Origin of the sequence: Plasticicumulans lactativorans (assembly GCF_004341245.1) — a bacterium.
Taxonomy (GTDB): Bacteria; Pseudomonadota; Gammaproteobacteria; order Competibacterales; family Competibacteraceae; genus Plasticicumulans_A; species Plasticicumulans_A lactativorans.
The window spans coordinates 48090-62549 of record NZ_SLWY01000019.1 but is presented as its reverse complement, the minus strand read 5'-3'; the positions used below and the strand labels follow the sequence as shown (position 1 = coordinate 62549).

The window sequence follows — 14460 nt, the reverse complement described above, 5'->3', positions numbered from 1 at the left end:
TGCCTGGGGGGCCGGCGCGCCGCGCGCACCGGCCCTCGTGGGGCGCGGTGCGCGGGCGCACGGTGCGTGCGTTCAGGCCCGGTAGGGATCGGCCGCGTCGCGCAGGCCGTCACCGAGGAAGTTGAACGCGAGGATCACGAGTATCACGGGCACGACGGGCGCCAGCAACCATGGGTAGAGGGTGAGCACGTTGATGTTCTGCGCCTCGGTCAGCAGCACGCCCCAGCTGGTGATCGGCGGGCGCAGGCCGAGGCCGAGGAAGCTGAGCGCGGTCTCGCCGAGGATCATGCCGGGGATGGCGATGGTGGCGGTGGCGATCAGGTGCGACAGGAAGCCGGGGACCAGGTGGCGGCCGATGATGCGCCCGGTGCCGGCGCCCATCAGCTGCGCGGCGAGCACGTAGTCCTCCTCGCGCAGCGCGAGCAGCTTGCTGCGCACCGCGCGGGCCAGTCCGGTCCAGTGCAGCAGGCCGAGGATCATCGTGATGCCGAAGTACACCAGCAGCGGGCTCCACGACACCGGCATCACCGCGGCGAGCGCGAGCCACAGCGGGATGCTCGGCAGCGACTGCAGCACCTCGATCAGGCGCTGCACCAGCAGGTCGAACAGCCCGCCGTAGTAGCCGGCGAGCCCGCCGATGACGATGCCGAGGGTGAAGCTCATCGCCACGCCGAGCAGGCCGATGGTCAGCGAGATGCGCGCGCCGTAGAGGACGCGCGAGAGCACGTCGCGGCCGAGGCGATCGGTGCCGAGCAGGTACAGCGTGCCGCCGGGGGCGGGGCAGGCCAGGTGCAGGTCGGCGTCGATCAGGCCCCAGAAGCGGTAGGGCTCGCCGTGGCAGAAGAAGCGGATCGGCTGCACCTGCTGCGGGTCGGGGGTGTAGACGCGCTTCAGGCGCGCCATGTCGAGCCGGTAGGAGGTGCCGTACACGAAGGGTCCGATGAAACGCCCCTCGTGGAAAAAGTGCACCGCCTGCGGCGGGTGGTGGATCTGCTCGACGTGGCGGGCGGCGAGCGGGTAGGGGGCGAGGAACTCGCTGACCAGCGTGCTCAGGTAGATCAGCGCGAGGAACACCGCGCTGATCACCGCGAGCCGGTGGCGGCGGAACTTCCACCACATCAGCCGCCACTGCGAGGCGCGGTACACGCGCTCCAGCGCCGGGCTCAGGCGCTCCACGGCCTCGGGGTCGAAGGGCTCGGGCGAGACGTAGTGCGTCAGCGGCGCGCCCGGTTGCGGCAGCGGCGATTGGCCCTGCACGGTCGCCTGCTCCGGCACGGCGCTCATTTGGTGCTCCCGCCGCCGAGGCGGATGCGCGGGTCGAGCATCACCAGCGCGAGGTCGGAGATCAGCACGCCGATCACCGTGAGGAAGGCGAGGAACATCAGGAAGGAACCGGCGAGGTACATGTCCTGGCTCTGCAGCGCACGGATCAGCATCGGCCCGGTGGTCTCCAGCGACAGCACGATGGCGGTGATCTCGGCGCCCGACACCAGCTCCGGCAGGATGCTGCCGATGTCGGCGATGAAGAAGTTCAGCGACATCCGCAGCGGGTACTTCACCAGCGCGCGGAACGGTGGCAGGCCCTTGGCGCGCGCCGTCACCACGTACTGCTTGTGCAGCTCGTCGAGCAGGTTGGCGCGCAGGCGCCGGATCATGCCGGCGGTGCCGCCGGTGCCGATGATCAGCACCGGGATCCACAGGTGCTCGAGGATCGACTCCACCTTCGCCCAGCTCATCGGCGCGCCGAGGTATTCGGGGTCCATCAGGTGGCCGATCGAGGTGCCGAACCAGACGTTGGCGAAGTACATGAACACCAGCGCCAGCAGGAAGTGCGGCACCGCGAGCCCGAGCAGGCCGAGCAGGGTCAGGCCGTGGTCGCCCCAGGAGTACTGGTGCGTGGCCGAGTACATGCCGATCGGGAAGGCGACGATCCAGGTGAACAGGATGGTGAAGCAGCTCACCATCACGGTGAGCCACAGGCGGTCGCCGACCACCGCGTTGACCGGCATCTGGTACTCGAAGGAGTAGCCGAAGTCGCCCTGCAGCATGCCGCCGACCCAGTGCAGGTAGCGCTCCACCGGCGGCTTGTCGAAGCCGTACTGCTTGCGCAGCGCCTCGATCTGCTTGAGGTCGACGCCCTCGCCCTGCGCCTGCAGCTCGGCGATGTAGCTCTCGAAGTAGTCCCCCGGCGGCAGCTCGATGATGGTGAAGATCAGCATGCTGGTCAGCACCAGGGTCGGCACCATCATGACGCAGCGGCCCAACACGTAGCGAAGCATGTCAGCGGCCCTCTTCGGTGAACCAGAAGGTGTCGGGCATGTAGACGCCGAAGAAGGCGCCCGGATTGAAGTTGTAGACCGCCTCCCTGGGCACGTTGTGCAGCCGCCGCGACACCAGTACCGGCTGCGGCGAACCGTTGACGATGCCGATCGTGAAGACCTGGTCGGAGTAGATCTGCAGGATCGCGTGCCACGCCGCCTCGCGCTGCTCGGGCGTCGTCGCCGCGCACCAGTCCCGGAGCCGGTCGACCAGTTCCTGCGCCGCCGGCAGCGTCGGTGCCACGCCCTTGCGCCCGCCGTTCTCGTAGTACATGCCCCACTGCGGCCAGTGCAGCTGCTGCTCGGTGGTCGGCACCAGTTCCTCCGGGCTCATGTCGCGCGTCGGGATGCCGTTGTCGAGCCCCGACCACACGCCGAGCAGGGTCTGGCCGCCGATCATGCGGCTGCGGAAGACGTCGCGGCTCGCCGCGCGCACGAACAGCTTGAGCCCCAGCGCGTGCCAGTGGTCCACCACCAGTTCGAGCACGTCGGTCTCCTCGGTGCTCTCGCCGGCGGTCTCGATCGTCATCTCGGCGCGTCGGCCATCCGGCAGCAGGCGGATGCCGTCGACGTCGCGCCGGTCGAGCCCGGCGGCGTCGAGCAGGGCATTGGCCTGCGCCGGGTCGTGGTGCGTCCAGGCGCTGGCGTAGGCCGGGCGGAACAGCGGGCTCTCGGGCAGCACGGTGTCGGCGCTCTCGCGGGCGAGCCCGAAGTACACCGCCTGGTTGATCTCGTGGCGGTTGATCCCGAGCGACAGCGCGCGGCGCACGCGCACGTCCTGCAGCAGGGCGCGCCAGACGTCGTCCTGCACGTTGAGGTTGGGCAGGATGGCGATCGTCGAGCCCTGGCCGCGCTCCCACAGGCGCACGTCGAAGGGGTGGCGCTGCTCGGCCTCCTTGAGGAACGGGTAGTCCTCGAAGCGCAGGTAGCGCGCCTGCAGGTCGGCGGCGTTCGCCCCCGCCTTCACCGGGATCAGCGAGGTGGTGCTCATGTCCAGCACGAAGCTGTCGATGTACGGCAGTTGCCGGCCGGCGCTGTCGACGCGGTGGTAGTAGGGGTTGCGCACGAACACGAAGCGCTCGGCGGGCGGCGCGGTGGTGTTGATCCACGGGCCGAGCGTCGGCAGGTCGGGGTTCTCCGGGCGGTACCAGCGCGACATGCGGTCGTGCAGCGACACCCAGTTGCGCAGGCGCAGGCTGCGCGCCAGCTCCTTGAGCTCGTCGACGTCGCGGTAGCGGCGGTGGAACTGGCCGAGGTAGTGCGCCGGGATCGCGATCTGCAGCGGCTGCGCGGCCGCCAGCGCGGGCAGGAAGTCGGGGTTGGGGGCGTCCCACGAGTAGCGCACGGTGAGCGGGTCGAGCACCTCGAAGCGCGGCGGGTGGCCGTTCACCACCAGCTCGTTGGGCAGGCCGACGGCGGAGAGTTCGGGGTTGTTGAGCACGTCCTCCCAGGCGTAGCGGAAGTCCTCCGCGGTGAACGGCTGGCCGTCCGACCAGCGGTGCCCGGCGCGCAGGTGCAGCGTGAACACGCGCCCCTCGTCGACGGTGAAGCTTTCGAGCAGGTCGGGCACCAGGTTGAGGTCGGGGTCGAAGGCGACCAGCCGGGCGTAGCCGTAGAGGGTCATCATGCGGATGTCCTTCTGGCCGCCGAGCAGGGTGCGCACCGTGCCGCCGTGGCGGCCGAGCTCGCGCCCCATCGCCGGCAGGTCGATCACCCGCGGCGTGGCCGGCAGGCGCATCGCCACCGGCGGCAGCGCGCCGGCGTCCACCTGCGCCTGCAGCGAGGGCGTCTCGATGTAGTCGAGCGCCGCGGCCGATCCCGCCAGCGCGGCGAGCGCAAGCGCCGCGCACCACCTGCCGAAGCGATGCAGGCGCGCGCTCATGGCCGCAGCTCCCGGGCGTCGGCGTCGGCATGGGCGAGCACCCAGTGCTCGGCGCCGACCTCGATCGGCTGCAGCGGCGGCCCTTCACCGCAATCGCGGAAGGCGCCGGGCCAGGTGCCGGGGTCGGTCGCGCCGCCGCGGGTCAGCGTGGCGAAGTCGAGCGGGCGGCCGAGGTCGGGGTAGGGCACCGCGCCGAGCAGCGTGCGCGTGTACGGGTGCACCGGCGCGCGGAACAGCACCTCGCGCGGCGCGAGCTCGACGATGCGTCCGCGGCACATCACCGCGATGCGGTCGGCGACGTAGTCGACCACCGCCAGGTTGTGCGAGATGAACAGGTAGGTCAGTCCCAGCTCGCGCTGCAGGTCTTCGAGCAGGTTGAGGATCTGCGCCTGCACCGAGACGTCGAGCGCCGACACCGGCTCGTCGCAGATCAGCAGGTCGGGCCCGAGCGCCAGCGCCCGCGCGATGCCGATGCGCTGGCGCTGGCCGCCGGAGAAGCTGTGCGGGTAGCGGCTGGCGTGGCGCGGGTCCAGGCCCACCGCGCGCAGCAGCGCGCGCACGCGCTCGGTGCGGCTCGCCGACGTGCCGATGCCGTGGATCTCGAGCGGCTCGCGCAGGATCGCGCCCACCGTCATGCGCGGCGACAGCGAGCTGAAGGGGTCCTGGAACACCATCTGCACGCGCGTGCGCAGCGCCACCAGCTCGCTGCCGCTCGCCGCGAGCAGGTCGCGCGGGCCGTCGCCGCCGTCGAAGATCAGCTCGCCGGCGCTCGGGGTGAGCGCACGCATGATGATCTTGCTGACGGTGGTCTTGCCGCAGCCGCTCTCGCCCACCAGCCCCAGGCACTCGCCGCGGCGGATCTCGAACGACACGTCGTTGACCGCCGGCGGCGGCGGCTCGCCGCCGCGTCGCCAGGCGCTCTGGCGCACCGCGAAGCGGTGGGTGAGGCCGCGCACGCGCAGCAGCACGTCGGGCGCGGTGGCGCCGGGGTCGCGCGGGCGCGGCGGCGGGCGCAGGCCGACCAGCGCATCGGTCTGCACCGGCACGTTGCGCAGCGCCACCAGGCGCTCGCCCGGGTGCATGTCGAAGTGCGGCACCGCGGCGAGCAGGGCCTTCAGGTAGGGGTGGCGCGGGTCGCTGAAGATCGCCTCGACGGTGCCGGCCTCCATGATGCGGCCGTGGTAGATCACCGCGACCTCGTCGGCCATGTTCGCCACCACCCCGAGATCGTGCGTGATGAGCAGCACCGCCATCCCCAGGCGCGCCTGCAGGTCCTTGAGCAGCTTGAGGATCTGCGCCTGGATGGTGACGTCGAGCGCGGTCGTCGGCTCGTCGGCGATGAGCAGCGCCGGGTGGCAGATCAGCGCCATCGCGATCATCGCCCGCTGGCGCAGGCCGCCGGAGAGCTCGAACGGGTAGCGGTCGTAGGCGCGCGCCGGCCGCGGGAAGCCCACCAGCCCGAGCATCTCCTCGGTGAGCGGGCGCGCCTCCTCGTGGCTGACGCTGCGGTGCAGGCGCAGCGCCTCCTCGATCTGGTCGCCGATGGTGTGCAGCGGCGACAGCGAGGTCATCGGCTCCTGGAAGATCATCGCGATGCGCCCGCCGCGCAGCGCACGCATCGCCGTGCTGTCCGGCGCCAGTGCGGCGATGTCGATCGACGCGCCGGGGTCGAGCGGGTCGTTGAACAGGATGCGCCCGCCGGAGATCTGCGCCGGGGTCGGCAGGATGCCGAGGATCGCCTGCGCGATCACCGACTTGCCCGAGCCACTCTCGCCGACCAGCGCGGTGACCTTGCCCGGGCGGATGCGCAGGCTCGCCCCGCGGACCGCGGGAGTCAGGCCACCGTGCAGGTGAAAGCCGATGTGCAGATCCTCGACCCTCAGCAGGTCGCCCGCCGCCGTTGCCTGGTCATTCGCCATCGTGTGCTGCTGCCTGTGCAAGTTCGTCCACGTCGGTGGCGCGCCCTTCGCCGCTCCTCGCCGCGTTCCCGCGGCCGTGCCCTCAAGCATGGCACGCGTTGCGACATGTGAAAGGGCGACGCCGCATGCCGCAGTGCCCGGCCGCCTCGCCGCGCCTGCACCACGATGGGGAGGGGGTGCACCGAATCCGCGCACAGGTGGCAGCGCGCGTCGCCGGAGCCTGCGCCAAGTGATTGAATCGGCGTGATCCGGCCGCTTGGCACGGGCGCTGCTTGGCGCTTACGGCAGAGCCAAGAGCCGGTGACGCTTCGACGCCATCAGCCCGCTTCATTGGCCGCTAGGGTTCCGGTCCGCATCGCGGACGCCTGGTCCGAGAGCGGCCGGCCATCCCCGGCGGGGTGGCTGCACGGAGGGACAAAAGCCCGGGAGATCCGATCGTCATCGGTCTCCGCGCTCGCTTTGTCACCCCTTCGTGCCGCCCGGAGACCGCCGCATGCGCGCCCTGTCGTTACGCCTTCCCCTGAACCGCCTCGCCGCTGCCGTGGCCCTGCTGGTGCTGGTCGCCGTGCAGTCGCTCGGCGGCCTCGCCCATGCCGCCGAAGGCAACAAGTTCCGCGTCGCCTGGACCATCTACGCCGGCTGGATGCCGTGGGACTACGCCGCCAAGGCCGGCATCGTGAAGAAGTGGGCGGACAAGTACGGCATCGAGATCGAGGTCGTGCAGCTCAACGACTACGTCGAGTCGATCAACCAGTACACCGCCGGCGCCTTCGACGGCTGCGTGATGACCAACATGGACGCGCTGACCATCCCGGCGGCCGGCGGCGTCGATTCCACCGCGCTGATCGTCGGTGACTTCTCCAACGGCAACGACGGCGTCGTGCTGAAGGGCAAGGGCAAGGCGCTCAGGGACATCAAGGGCCAGAAGGTCAACCTGGTCGAGCTGTCGGTGTCGCACTACCTGCTCGCCCGCGCGCTCGAAAGCGCCGGCATGAGCGAGAAGGACATCACCACCGTCAACACCTCCGACGCCGACATCGTCGCCGCCTGGGCGACGCCGCAGGTCTCCGCGGTGGTCACCTGGAACCCGCTGCTCGCCGAGATCAAGGGCCAGCCGGACGCGGTCGAGGTGTTCGATTCGAGCAAGGTCCCCGGCGAGATCATCGACCTGATGGTGGTCAACAGCGCGACGCTGGCCAGGCAGCCGGCGCTCGGCAAGGCGCTGGTCGGCGCCTGGTTCGAGACCATGGCGCTGATGAGCCGGGACGACGAGGCCGGGCGCAAGGCGCGCGCGGCGATGGCCGAGGCCTCGGGCACCGACCTCAAGGGTTACGACGCCCAGCTCGCCACCACCCGCATGTTCTACGCGCCGGCCGAGGCGGTGGCCTTCGCCACCAGCCCCGAGCTGCCGCAGACCATGCAGCGCGTGGCGGCGTTCTCCTTCGCCCACGGCCTGCTCGGCGAGGGCGCGAAGAGCGCCGAGGCGGTCGGCATGGCCTTCCCCGGCGGGCGCACGCTCGGCGACGCCGGCAACGTCAAGCTGCGCTTCGACGCCGCGACCATGGCGCTCGCCGCCGACGGCAAGCTCTGACGGCCGCGCGCCGCCGCACCGCGAGGGCCACCCGCATGCCGCGCCTCGTCAACCGCCACCCCGACCGCATCTCGCGCCTGCTGCTCGGGCTGCTGCCCTTCCTGCTGGTGCTGGCGGTGTACCTGCTGGCCTCGGCCGAGCGCCTCGCCGCCAACCCCAACGACAAGCTGCTGCCCGGCTTCGCCGCCTTCGGCGCGGCGATCTGGCGCATGGCGGCGCTGCCGAGCGAGCGCAGCGGCGAGCTGCTGCTGTGGGCCGACACCATGGCGAGCCTCGCGCGGCTCGCCTGGGGGCTCGGCATCAGCGCCGCGATCGGGCTCGTCGTCGGCATCGTCAACGGCGTGATCCCGCTCGCGCGCGCCGGGCTGTCGCCGTTCGTCGCCGGGCTGTCGCTGATCCCGCCGATGGCGGTGCTGCCGATCCTGTTCATCGTGTTCGGCCTCGGCGAGGTGTCGAAGGTCGCGCTGATCGTGATCGGCATCGCGCCGGTGATCGTGCGCGACCTGCAGGCGCGCGCGCTGGAGCTGCCGGTCGAGCTGATCGTCAAGGCGCAGACGCTCGGCGCCAACACCTGGACGCTGATCCTGCGCGTGGTGCTGCCGCAGCTGCTGCCGCGCCTGCTCGACGCGCTGCGCCTGTCGCTCGGCGGCGCCTGGCTGTTCCTGATCGCCGCCGAGGCGATCGCGGCGAGCGAGGGGCTCGGCTACCGCATCTTCCTGGTGCGCCGCTACCTCGCGATGGACGTGATCCTGCCCTACGTGGCGTGGATCACGCTGCTCGCCTTCGCCATCGACTGGGCGCTGCGCCTGCTGTCGCGCCGCGCCTTCCCGTGGTTCGCGGCGAGCGCCGGAGGTGGCCGATGAGCCGCGTGACGCTGCGCAACGTCTGGAGGACCTACGGTGAGCAGGTGGTGCTCGAACGCCTCAACCTCGTCGTCGAGGCCGGTGAGTTCGTCACCATCGTCGGCGCCTCGGGCTGCGGCAAGACCACCTTCCTGCGCATGCTGCTCGGCCAGGAGACGCCCTCGCGCGGGCTGCTGCTGCTCGACGGCACGCCGCTCGCCGCCGAGCCCGGCCCCGAGCGCGGCATCGTGTTCCAGCGCTACTCGGTGTTCCCGCACCTGACGGTGCAGGACAACGTGCTGCTCGCGCTCGAACTCGCGCGCGCGCCGCTGCTCGGGCGGCTGTTCGGCCGCGCCCGCCGCGCGGCGCGCGAGCAGGCCGCGGCGATGCTCGACGCGGTCGGCCTCGGCGCCTTCGCCACGCGCTACCCGGCGGCGCTGTCCGGCGGCCAGCAGCAGCGCCTGGCGATCGCCCAGTCGCTGGTGAACGCGCCGCGCGTGCTGCTGCTCGACGAGCCCTTCGGCGCGCTCGACCCCGGCATCCGCGCCGACATGCACGCGCTGATCCGCCAGGTGTGGAAGGCGAGCGGCGTGACCGTGTTCATGATCACCCACGACCTGCCCGAAGCCTTCGCGCTCGGCACCCGCGTGCTGGTGTTCGACAAGCCCCGCGTCGACCCGCAGGCCCCGCAGGCCTACGGCGCGACCATCACCTACGACATCCCGCTGCGCGGTCGCGGCCCGGTCGCCGTGCCGGCCGAACTCGTGCGCAAGCTCACCCCCGTTGCCGAGGCACCCGCCCATGCCTGAGTACCGTCCCGACCTGGTGGTCCACACCGAAACCCTGCGCGGCGGCGAGAGCTGGTCCTTCGTCGTCGAGCGCGGCCACGCGCTGCGCCTGACCGACCTCGACGGCGGCGCCAACGTCGCGCTGCTCGCCTACAACGCGCGCCAGCCGCTCGAGCGCTACAACATGCCCGACACGCTGAAGTGCCAGCACACCTTCCTGCTCACCGCCGGCCACTGCCTGTACTCGGACATGGGCCACATCCTGCTGTCGATCGCCGCCGACAGCGTCGGCTGGCACGACACCGTCTGCGGCGTCGCCGACCGCGCCGAGACCGCGGCCCACTACGGCCCCGGCGACTACCAGACGCTGCGCAACGATTTCCACCTGAGCGGCCGCGAGCGCTTCCTGATCGAGCTCGGCAAGCACGGCCTCGGCAAGCGCGACATGGCGGCGAACGTCAACTTCTTCTCCAGGGTCGCCGCCGACGCCGATGGCCGCCTCGCCTACGTGCCGGGCCACTCGCGGCCCGGCGACCACGTCGACCTGCGCGCCGAGATGGACGTGCTGGTCGTGCTCAACACCTGTCCGCACCCCCTCGACCCGGCGCGCGCCTGGGCGCCGAAGCCGGTGCGGGTCGAGGTGTGGCGCTCGGGGACGATGACGCCCGACGACCCCTGCTACCGCTCGCGCCCGGAGAACGCCCGCGGCTACGAGAACACCCGCCGCTGCTTCTGCCAGCACGCGCCCGCCTGAGGAACGCCCGCCATGCTGAAGGAAAGTCCGCTCGATCCCGCCGCCGCGATCCACGACGAGGTGGTCCGCGCCGGCGATGCCTGGCTGCACACGCTCGCGGCCGGGCAGACGCTGCGCATCGTCGACCTCGAAGGCAACCAGGCCGCCGACACGCTGTTCTACAACGCCCACGACCCGAGCGAGCGCTACAGCGCCGTCGACACCATCCGCGCGCAGGGGGCGCTGTACCTCGGCGCCGGCACGCGGCTGATGTCGACCGAGGGCCGGGTGCTGGGCGAGATCGTCGCCGACACCTGCGGGCGCCACGACACCCTCGGCGGCGCCTGCGCGGCGGAGTCGAACCAGGTCCGCTACGCGCTGGAGAAGCGCTACATGCACTCGTGCCGCGACAGCTACCTGCTGGCGATCGCCCGCGACGGGCGCATGAGCAAGCGCGACCTCACCCACAACATCAACTTCTTCATGAACGTGCCGGTGACGCCGGAGGGCGGGCTGAGCTTCGCCGACGGCGTCTCCGCCCCCGGCAAGTACGTCGAGATCCGCGCCGCGATGGACCTGCTGGTGCTGGTGTCGAACTGCCCGCAGCTCAACAACCCCTGCAACGCCTACAACCCGACCCCGGTGCGGATGCTGGTGTGGGCGGCCTGACGGCTGGCCCCTCTCCCTCCGGGAGCGGGGTGGGGCGAACGCCGCGACGGCGCGGGGACAAGGCCGCGGGGACGACCCCGCGCGCATCCGGTTTTCCGGCGGGACGACCCGCCACTCGGCTCGGAACCAGGCCATGTTCGATATCGTCCTCATCGCCAACCGCGGCGCCATCGCCTGCCGCGTCATCCGCACCCTGAAGGCGCTCGGGGTGCGCGCGGTCGCGGTGTACACCAGCGCCGACCGCCACTCGCGCCACGTGCAGGAGGCCGACCAGGCGATCTGGATCGGCGAGAACCTGGCCGCCGACAGCTACCTGAACGTCGAGAAGATCCTCGATGCCGCGCGCACGAGCGGCGCGCAGGCGATCCACCCCGGCTACGGCTTCCTGTCCGAGAACGCCGGCTTCGCGCTCGCCTGCGAGCAGGAGGGCATCGCCTTCATCGGCCCGACCGCGGCGCAGATGGAGGCCTTCGGCCTCAAGCACACCGCGCGCGCGCTCGCCGCGGCGAACGGCGCGCCGCTGCTGCCCGGCAGCGGGCTGATCGAGACGCTGGAGGCGGCGGTCACCGAGGCTGCGCGCATCGGCTACCCGCTGATGCTGAAGTCCACCGCCGGCGGCGGCGGCATCGGCATGAGCCTGTGCCGCGACGAGGCCGGCCTGCGCGACGCCTTCGCCAGCGTGCAGCGGCTGGGGCGCAACAACTTCGGCAACGCCGGGGTGTTCCTGGAGAAGTTCGTCGAGCGCGCGCGCCACATCGAGGTGCAGGTGTTCGGCGATGGCCACGGCGGGGTGATCGCGCTCGGCGAGCGCGACTGCTCGCTGCAGCGGCGCAACCAGAAGGTGATCGAGGAGACCCCGGCGCCGCGCCTCGCGCCGGCGGTGCGCGCCGAGCTGCTGGCGAGCGCCGAGCGGCTGATGCGCGCGGTCGCCTACCGCTCGGCCGGCACCGTCGAGTACATCTACGACGACGCCGAGGAGCGCTTCTACTTCCTCGAAGTGAACACCCGGCTGCAGGTCGAGCACGGGGTCACCGAGATGGTCACCGGCGTCGACCTGGTGGCGTGGATGCTGCAGCTCGCCGCCGGTGACCTGCCGCCGCTCGCCACGCTGCGCGTCACGCCGCGCGGCCACGCGATCCAGGCGCGCGTCTACGCCGAGGACCCGGCGCGCAACTTCCAGCCGCAGGCCGGGCTGCTGACGCAGGTGACGTTCCCGGCCGACGCCCGCTGCGACACCTGGATCGAGGCCGGCGTCGAGGTGCCGCCGTTCTACGACCCGATGCTGGCGAAGGTCATCGTCCACGCCGGGGACCGCGCCGCGGCGCTCGCGCGCCTCGGCGCGGCGCTGGCCGCCACGCGGCTTGCCGGCATCGAGACCAACCTCGACTATCTGCGCCAGGTGCTCGCCGATGCCGCCTTCGTCGCCGGCACCCACGTCACCGCCACGCTGGGGCGCTTCGGCTACCGCGCGCGCGGCATCGAGGTGCTCGCCGGCGGCACCCAGACCACCGTGCAGGACTGGCCCGGCCGCGGCGGCCACTGGGACGTCGGCGTGCCGCCGTCGGGGCCGATGGACGACCTGGCCTTCCGCCTCGCCAACCGCATCGTCGGCAACCCCGAGGGCACGGCCGGGCTGGAGGTCACCGTCAACGGGCCGACGCTGCGCTTCCACGCCGCGGCGCTGGTCGCGGTGACCGGCGCCACCACGCCGGTCGAGCTCGACGGCGTCGCGGTGGCGCAGTGGGCGCCGGTCGCGGTGCCGGCCGGCAGCGTGCTGCGCATCGGCCAGGCGGGCGACGGCGCGCGCGCCTACCTGGCGGTCAAGGGCGGGCTCGACGTGCCCGACTACCTCGGCTCGAAGGCGACCTTCACGCTCGGCCAGTTCGGCGGCCACGGCGGCCGGGCGCTGCGCACCGGCGACGTGCTGCCGTTCCACCCGACCGCGGCCGACGGCACCGAGCGCGCGCTGCCGGCGGCGGCGGTCCCGCGCTACGGCCGCGCGTGGACGCTGCGGGTGATCTACGGCCCGCACGGCGCGCCCGACTTCTTCACCGACGCCGGCATCGAGGCCTTCTTCGCCGCCGACTGGGAGGTGCACTTCAACTCCAGCCGCACCGGCGTGCGCCTGATCGGGCCCAAGCCGCTGTGGGCGCGCAGCGACGGCGGCGAGGCCGGGCTGCACCCGTCGAACATCCACGACAACGCCTACGCGATCGGCACCGTCGACTTCACCGGCGACATGCCGGTGATCCTCGGCCCGGACGGCCCCTCGCTCGGCGGCTTCGTCTGCCCGGCGACGGTGGTGATGGCCGACCTCTGGCAGCTCGGCCAGCTGCGCCCCGGCGACCGCGTGCGCTTCGTGCCGGTCGACTTTGCCGCCGCCACCGCGCTGCGTGCCGCGCAGCGGCGCTGGATCGACGACTTCGTCCACGCCGAGCCGGCGCTGGCGCCGGCGGCGATCGTCTCGCCGGTACTGGCGCGGCTCGACGACACCCCGGTCGAGGTGGTCTACCGGCCCTCGGGCGACGACTTCCTGCTGATCGAGTACGGCCCGCCGGTGCTCGACCTGGCGCTGCGCTTCCGCGCGCAGGTGCTGCTGGAGCGCATCCGCGCCGCGGGCTGGGCCGGCGTGCTGGAGATGACGCCGGGCATCCGCTCGCTGCAGCTGCACTACCAGCCCGACCTGCTGCCGCTGGTCGAGCTGCTCGGGCGCCTGCAGCGGCTGGAGCGCGAGCTCGGCGAGGTCGACGACGTCGAGGTGCCGGCGCGCGTCGTGCACCTGCCGCTCGCCTGGGACGACAGCCAGACCCGCCGCGCCATCGACAAGTACGCCACCTCGGTGCGCAAGGACGCCCCGTGGTGCCCGAGCAACCTCGAATTCATCCGCCGCATCAACGGCCTGGAGTCGATCGAGCAGGTCCGCGAGGCGGTCTTCGGCGCGAGCTACGTGGTCATGGGGCTCGGCGACGTCTACCTCGGCGCGCCGGTGGCGACCCCGCTCGATCCGCGCCACCGCCTGGTGACCACCAAGTACAACCCGGCGCGCACCTGGACGCCGGAGAACGCGGTCGGCATCGGCGGCTCGTACCTGTGCGTCTACGGCATGGAAGGGCCGGGCGGCTACCAGTTCGTCGGCCGCACGGTGCAGATGTGGAACCGCTACCACCGCACCGCGGACTTCCCCGAGCCGTGGCTGCTGCGCTTCTTCGACCAGATCCGCTTCTTCGAGGTCAGCGAGGACGAACTGCTGCGGCTGCGCGAGGACTTCCCGCGCGGGCGCTACCGCCTGCGCATCGAGCCCACCACCTTCAGCCTGCGCCGCTACCGCGCCTTCCTCGCCGAGCACGCGGCGGCGATCGCGGCGTTCGAGGCGCGCCGGCGCGCGGCCTTCGACGCCGAGCGCGCGCGCTGGGCGGCGAGCGGGCAGGACCGCTTCAGCGCCGAGCTCGCCGAACTGCCCACCGAAGGTGCCGACACCGCGCTCGCCGAGGCCGAGGTGGCGGTCGAGGCGCACGTGCCGGGCAGCGTCTGGCAGGTGGCGGTCGCCGCCGGTGCCGAGGTCGCCGCCGGCCAGCCGCTGGTGGTGCTGGAGAGCATGAAGATGGAGATCACCATCGCCGCCCCCTGCGCCGGGCGCGTCACCCGCCTGCTGTGCCAGCCGGGCGCGCAGGTCGCCGCCGGCGCGCGGCTGCTGGTGCTCGAAGCCGCCGCCGGCTGA

Annotated in this window: 10 protein-coding genes and 1 riboswitch; of the genes, 6 read left to right on the top strand and 4 right to left on the bottom strand. The window is 72.2% G+C overall.

What is annotated here, in order from left to right; translation table 11 throughout:
* Positions 1 to 72: 72 nt before the first annotated feature.
* From EV699_RS16250 to EV699_RS16235, 4 genes are read right to left on the bottom strand one after another with little or no spacing between them, the layout of a single operon-like run.
* Entirely contained in the window at positions 73 to 1284 is a 1212-nt protein-coding gene (locus tag EV699_RS16250) for an ABC transporter permease (protein ID WP_132544705.1), read from the bottom strand.
* Entirely contained in the window at positions 1281 to 2279 is a 999-nt protein-coding gene (locus tag EV699_RS16245; protein ID WP_132544703.1) for an ABC transporter permease, read from the bottom strand. Before EV699_RS16245 ends, EV699_RS16250 begins: the two co-directional genes overlap by 4 nt.
* Before the next feature lies 1 nt (position 2280).
* On the bottom strand, positions 2281 to 4200 hold the full coding sequence (locus EV699_RS16240; protein ID WP_132544701.1) for an ABC transporter substrate-binding protein: 1920 nt from the start codon (positions 4198 to 4200) through the stop codon (positions 2281 to 2283).
* The gene (locus EV699_RS16235; protein ID WP_132544699.1) at positions 4197 to 6119 is read right to left on the bottom strand and encodes an ABC transporter ATP-binding protein; all 1923 of its coding nucleotides are present in this window, start codon (positions 6117 to 6119) and stop codon (positions 4197 to 4199) included. Before EV699_RS16235 ends, EV699_RS16240 begins: the two co-directional genes overlap by 4 nt.
* 326 nt (positions 6120 to 6445) lie before the next feature.
* A riboswitch (guanidine-I (ykkC/yxkD leader) is annotated at positions 6446 to 6550 on the top strand.
* Positions 6551 to 6612: 62 nt separating this feature from the next.
* Here EV699_RS16235 and EV699_RS16230 point away from each other — a divergent pair.
* The 6 genes from EV699_RS16230 to uca all read left to right on the top strand — a co-directional run bounded on the left by EV699_RS16230 (position 6613) and on the right by uca (position 14460).
* Entirely contained in the window at positions 6613 to 7710 is a 1098-nt protein-coding gene (locus EV699_RS16230) for a putative urea ABC transporter substrate-binding protein (protein ID WP_132544697.1), read from the top strand.
* A 35-nt stretch (positions 7711 to 7745) separates the two neighbouring features.
* On the top strand, positions 7746 to 8573 hold the full coding sequence (locus tag EV699_RS16225; RefSeq protein ID WP_132544695.1) for an ABC transporter permease: 828 nt from the start codon (positions 7746 to 7748) through the stop codon (positions 8571 to 8573).
* Entirely contained in the window at positions 8570 to 9361 is a 792-nt protein-coding gene (locus EV699_RS16220) for an ABC transporter ATP-binding protein (protein ID WP_132544693.1), read from the top strand. The genes EV699_RS16225 and EV699_RS16220 overlap by 4 nt, the downstream gene beginning before the upstream one ends.
* A complete protein-coding gene (locus EV699_RS16215) occupies positions 9354 to 10094 on the top strand; it encodes an urea amidolyase associated protein UAAP1 (RefSeq protein ID WP_132544691.1) in 741 nt (246 codons plus the stop codon). Before EV699_RS16220 ends, EV699_RS16215 begins: the two co-directional genes overlap by 8 nt.
* Before the next feature lie 12 nt (positions 10095 to 10106).
* A complete protein-coding gene (locus EV699_RS16210) occupies positions 10107 to 10742 on the top strand; it encodes an urea amidolyase associated protein UAAP2 (RefSeq protein ID WP_132544689.1) in 636 nt (211 codons plus the stop codon).
* A 133-nt stretch (positions 10743 to 10875) separates the two neighbouring features.
* A complete protein-coding gene (gene uca, locus EV699_RS16205) occupies positions 10876 to 14460 on the top strand; it encodes an urea carboxylase (RefSeq protein ID WP_132544687.1) in 3585 nt (1194 codons plus the stop codon).

Bases quoted from the DNA above. Each gene is read 5' to 3' on its own strand.
- EV699_RS16250 (WP_132544705.1), bottom strand. From the start codon at position 1,284: ATGAGCGCCGTGCCGGAGCAGGCGACCGTGCAGGGCCAATCGCCGCTG.
- EV699_RS16245 (WP_132544703.1), bottom strand. From the start codon at position 2,279: ATGCTTCGCTACGTGTTGGGCCGCTGCGTCATGATGGTGCCGACCCTG.
- EV699_RS16240 (WP_132544701.1), bottom strand. From the start codon at position 4,200: ATGAGCGCGCGCCTGCATCGCTTCGGCAGGTGGTGCGCGGCGCTTGCG.
- EV699_RS16235 (WP_132544699.1), bottom strand. From the start codon at position 6,119: ATGGCGAATGACCAGGCAACGGCGGCGGGCGACCTGCTGAGGGTCGAG.
- EV699_RS16230 (WP_132544697.1), top strand. From the start codon at position 6,613: ATGCGCGCCCTGTCGTTACGCCTTCCCCTGAACCGCCTCGCCGCTGCC.
- EV699_RS16225 (WP_132544695.1), top strand. From the start codon at position 7,746: ATGCCGCGCCTCGTCAACCGCCACCCCGACCGCATCTCGCGCCTGCTG.
- EV699_RS16220 (WP_132544693.1), top strand. From the start codon at position 8,570: ATGAGCCGCGTGACGCTGCGCAACGTCTGGAGGACCTACGGTGAGCAG.
- EV699_RS16215 (WP_132544691.1), top strand. From the start codon at position 9,354: ATGCCTGAGTACCGTCCCGACCTGGTGGTCCACACCGAAACCCTGCGC.
- EV699_RS16210 (WP_132544689.1), top strand. From the start codon at position 10,107: ATGCTGAAGGAAAGTCCGCTCGATCCCGCCGCCGCGATCCACGACGAG.
- uca (WP_132544687.1), top strand. From the start codon at position 10,876: ATGTTCGATATCGTCCTCATCGCCAACCGCGGCGCCATCGCCTGCCGC.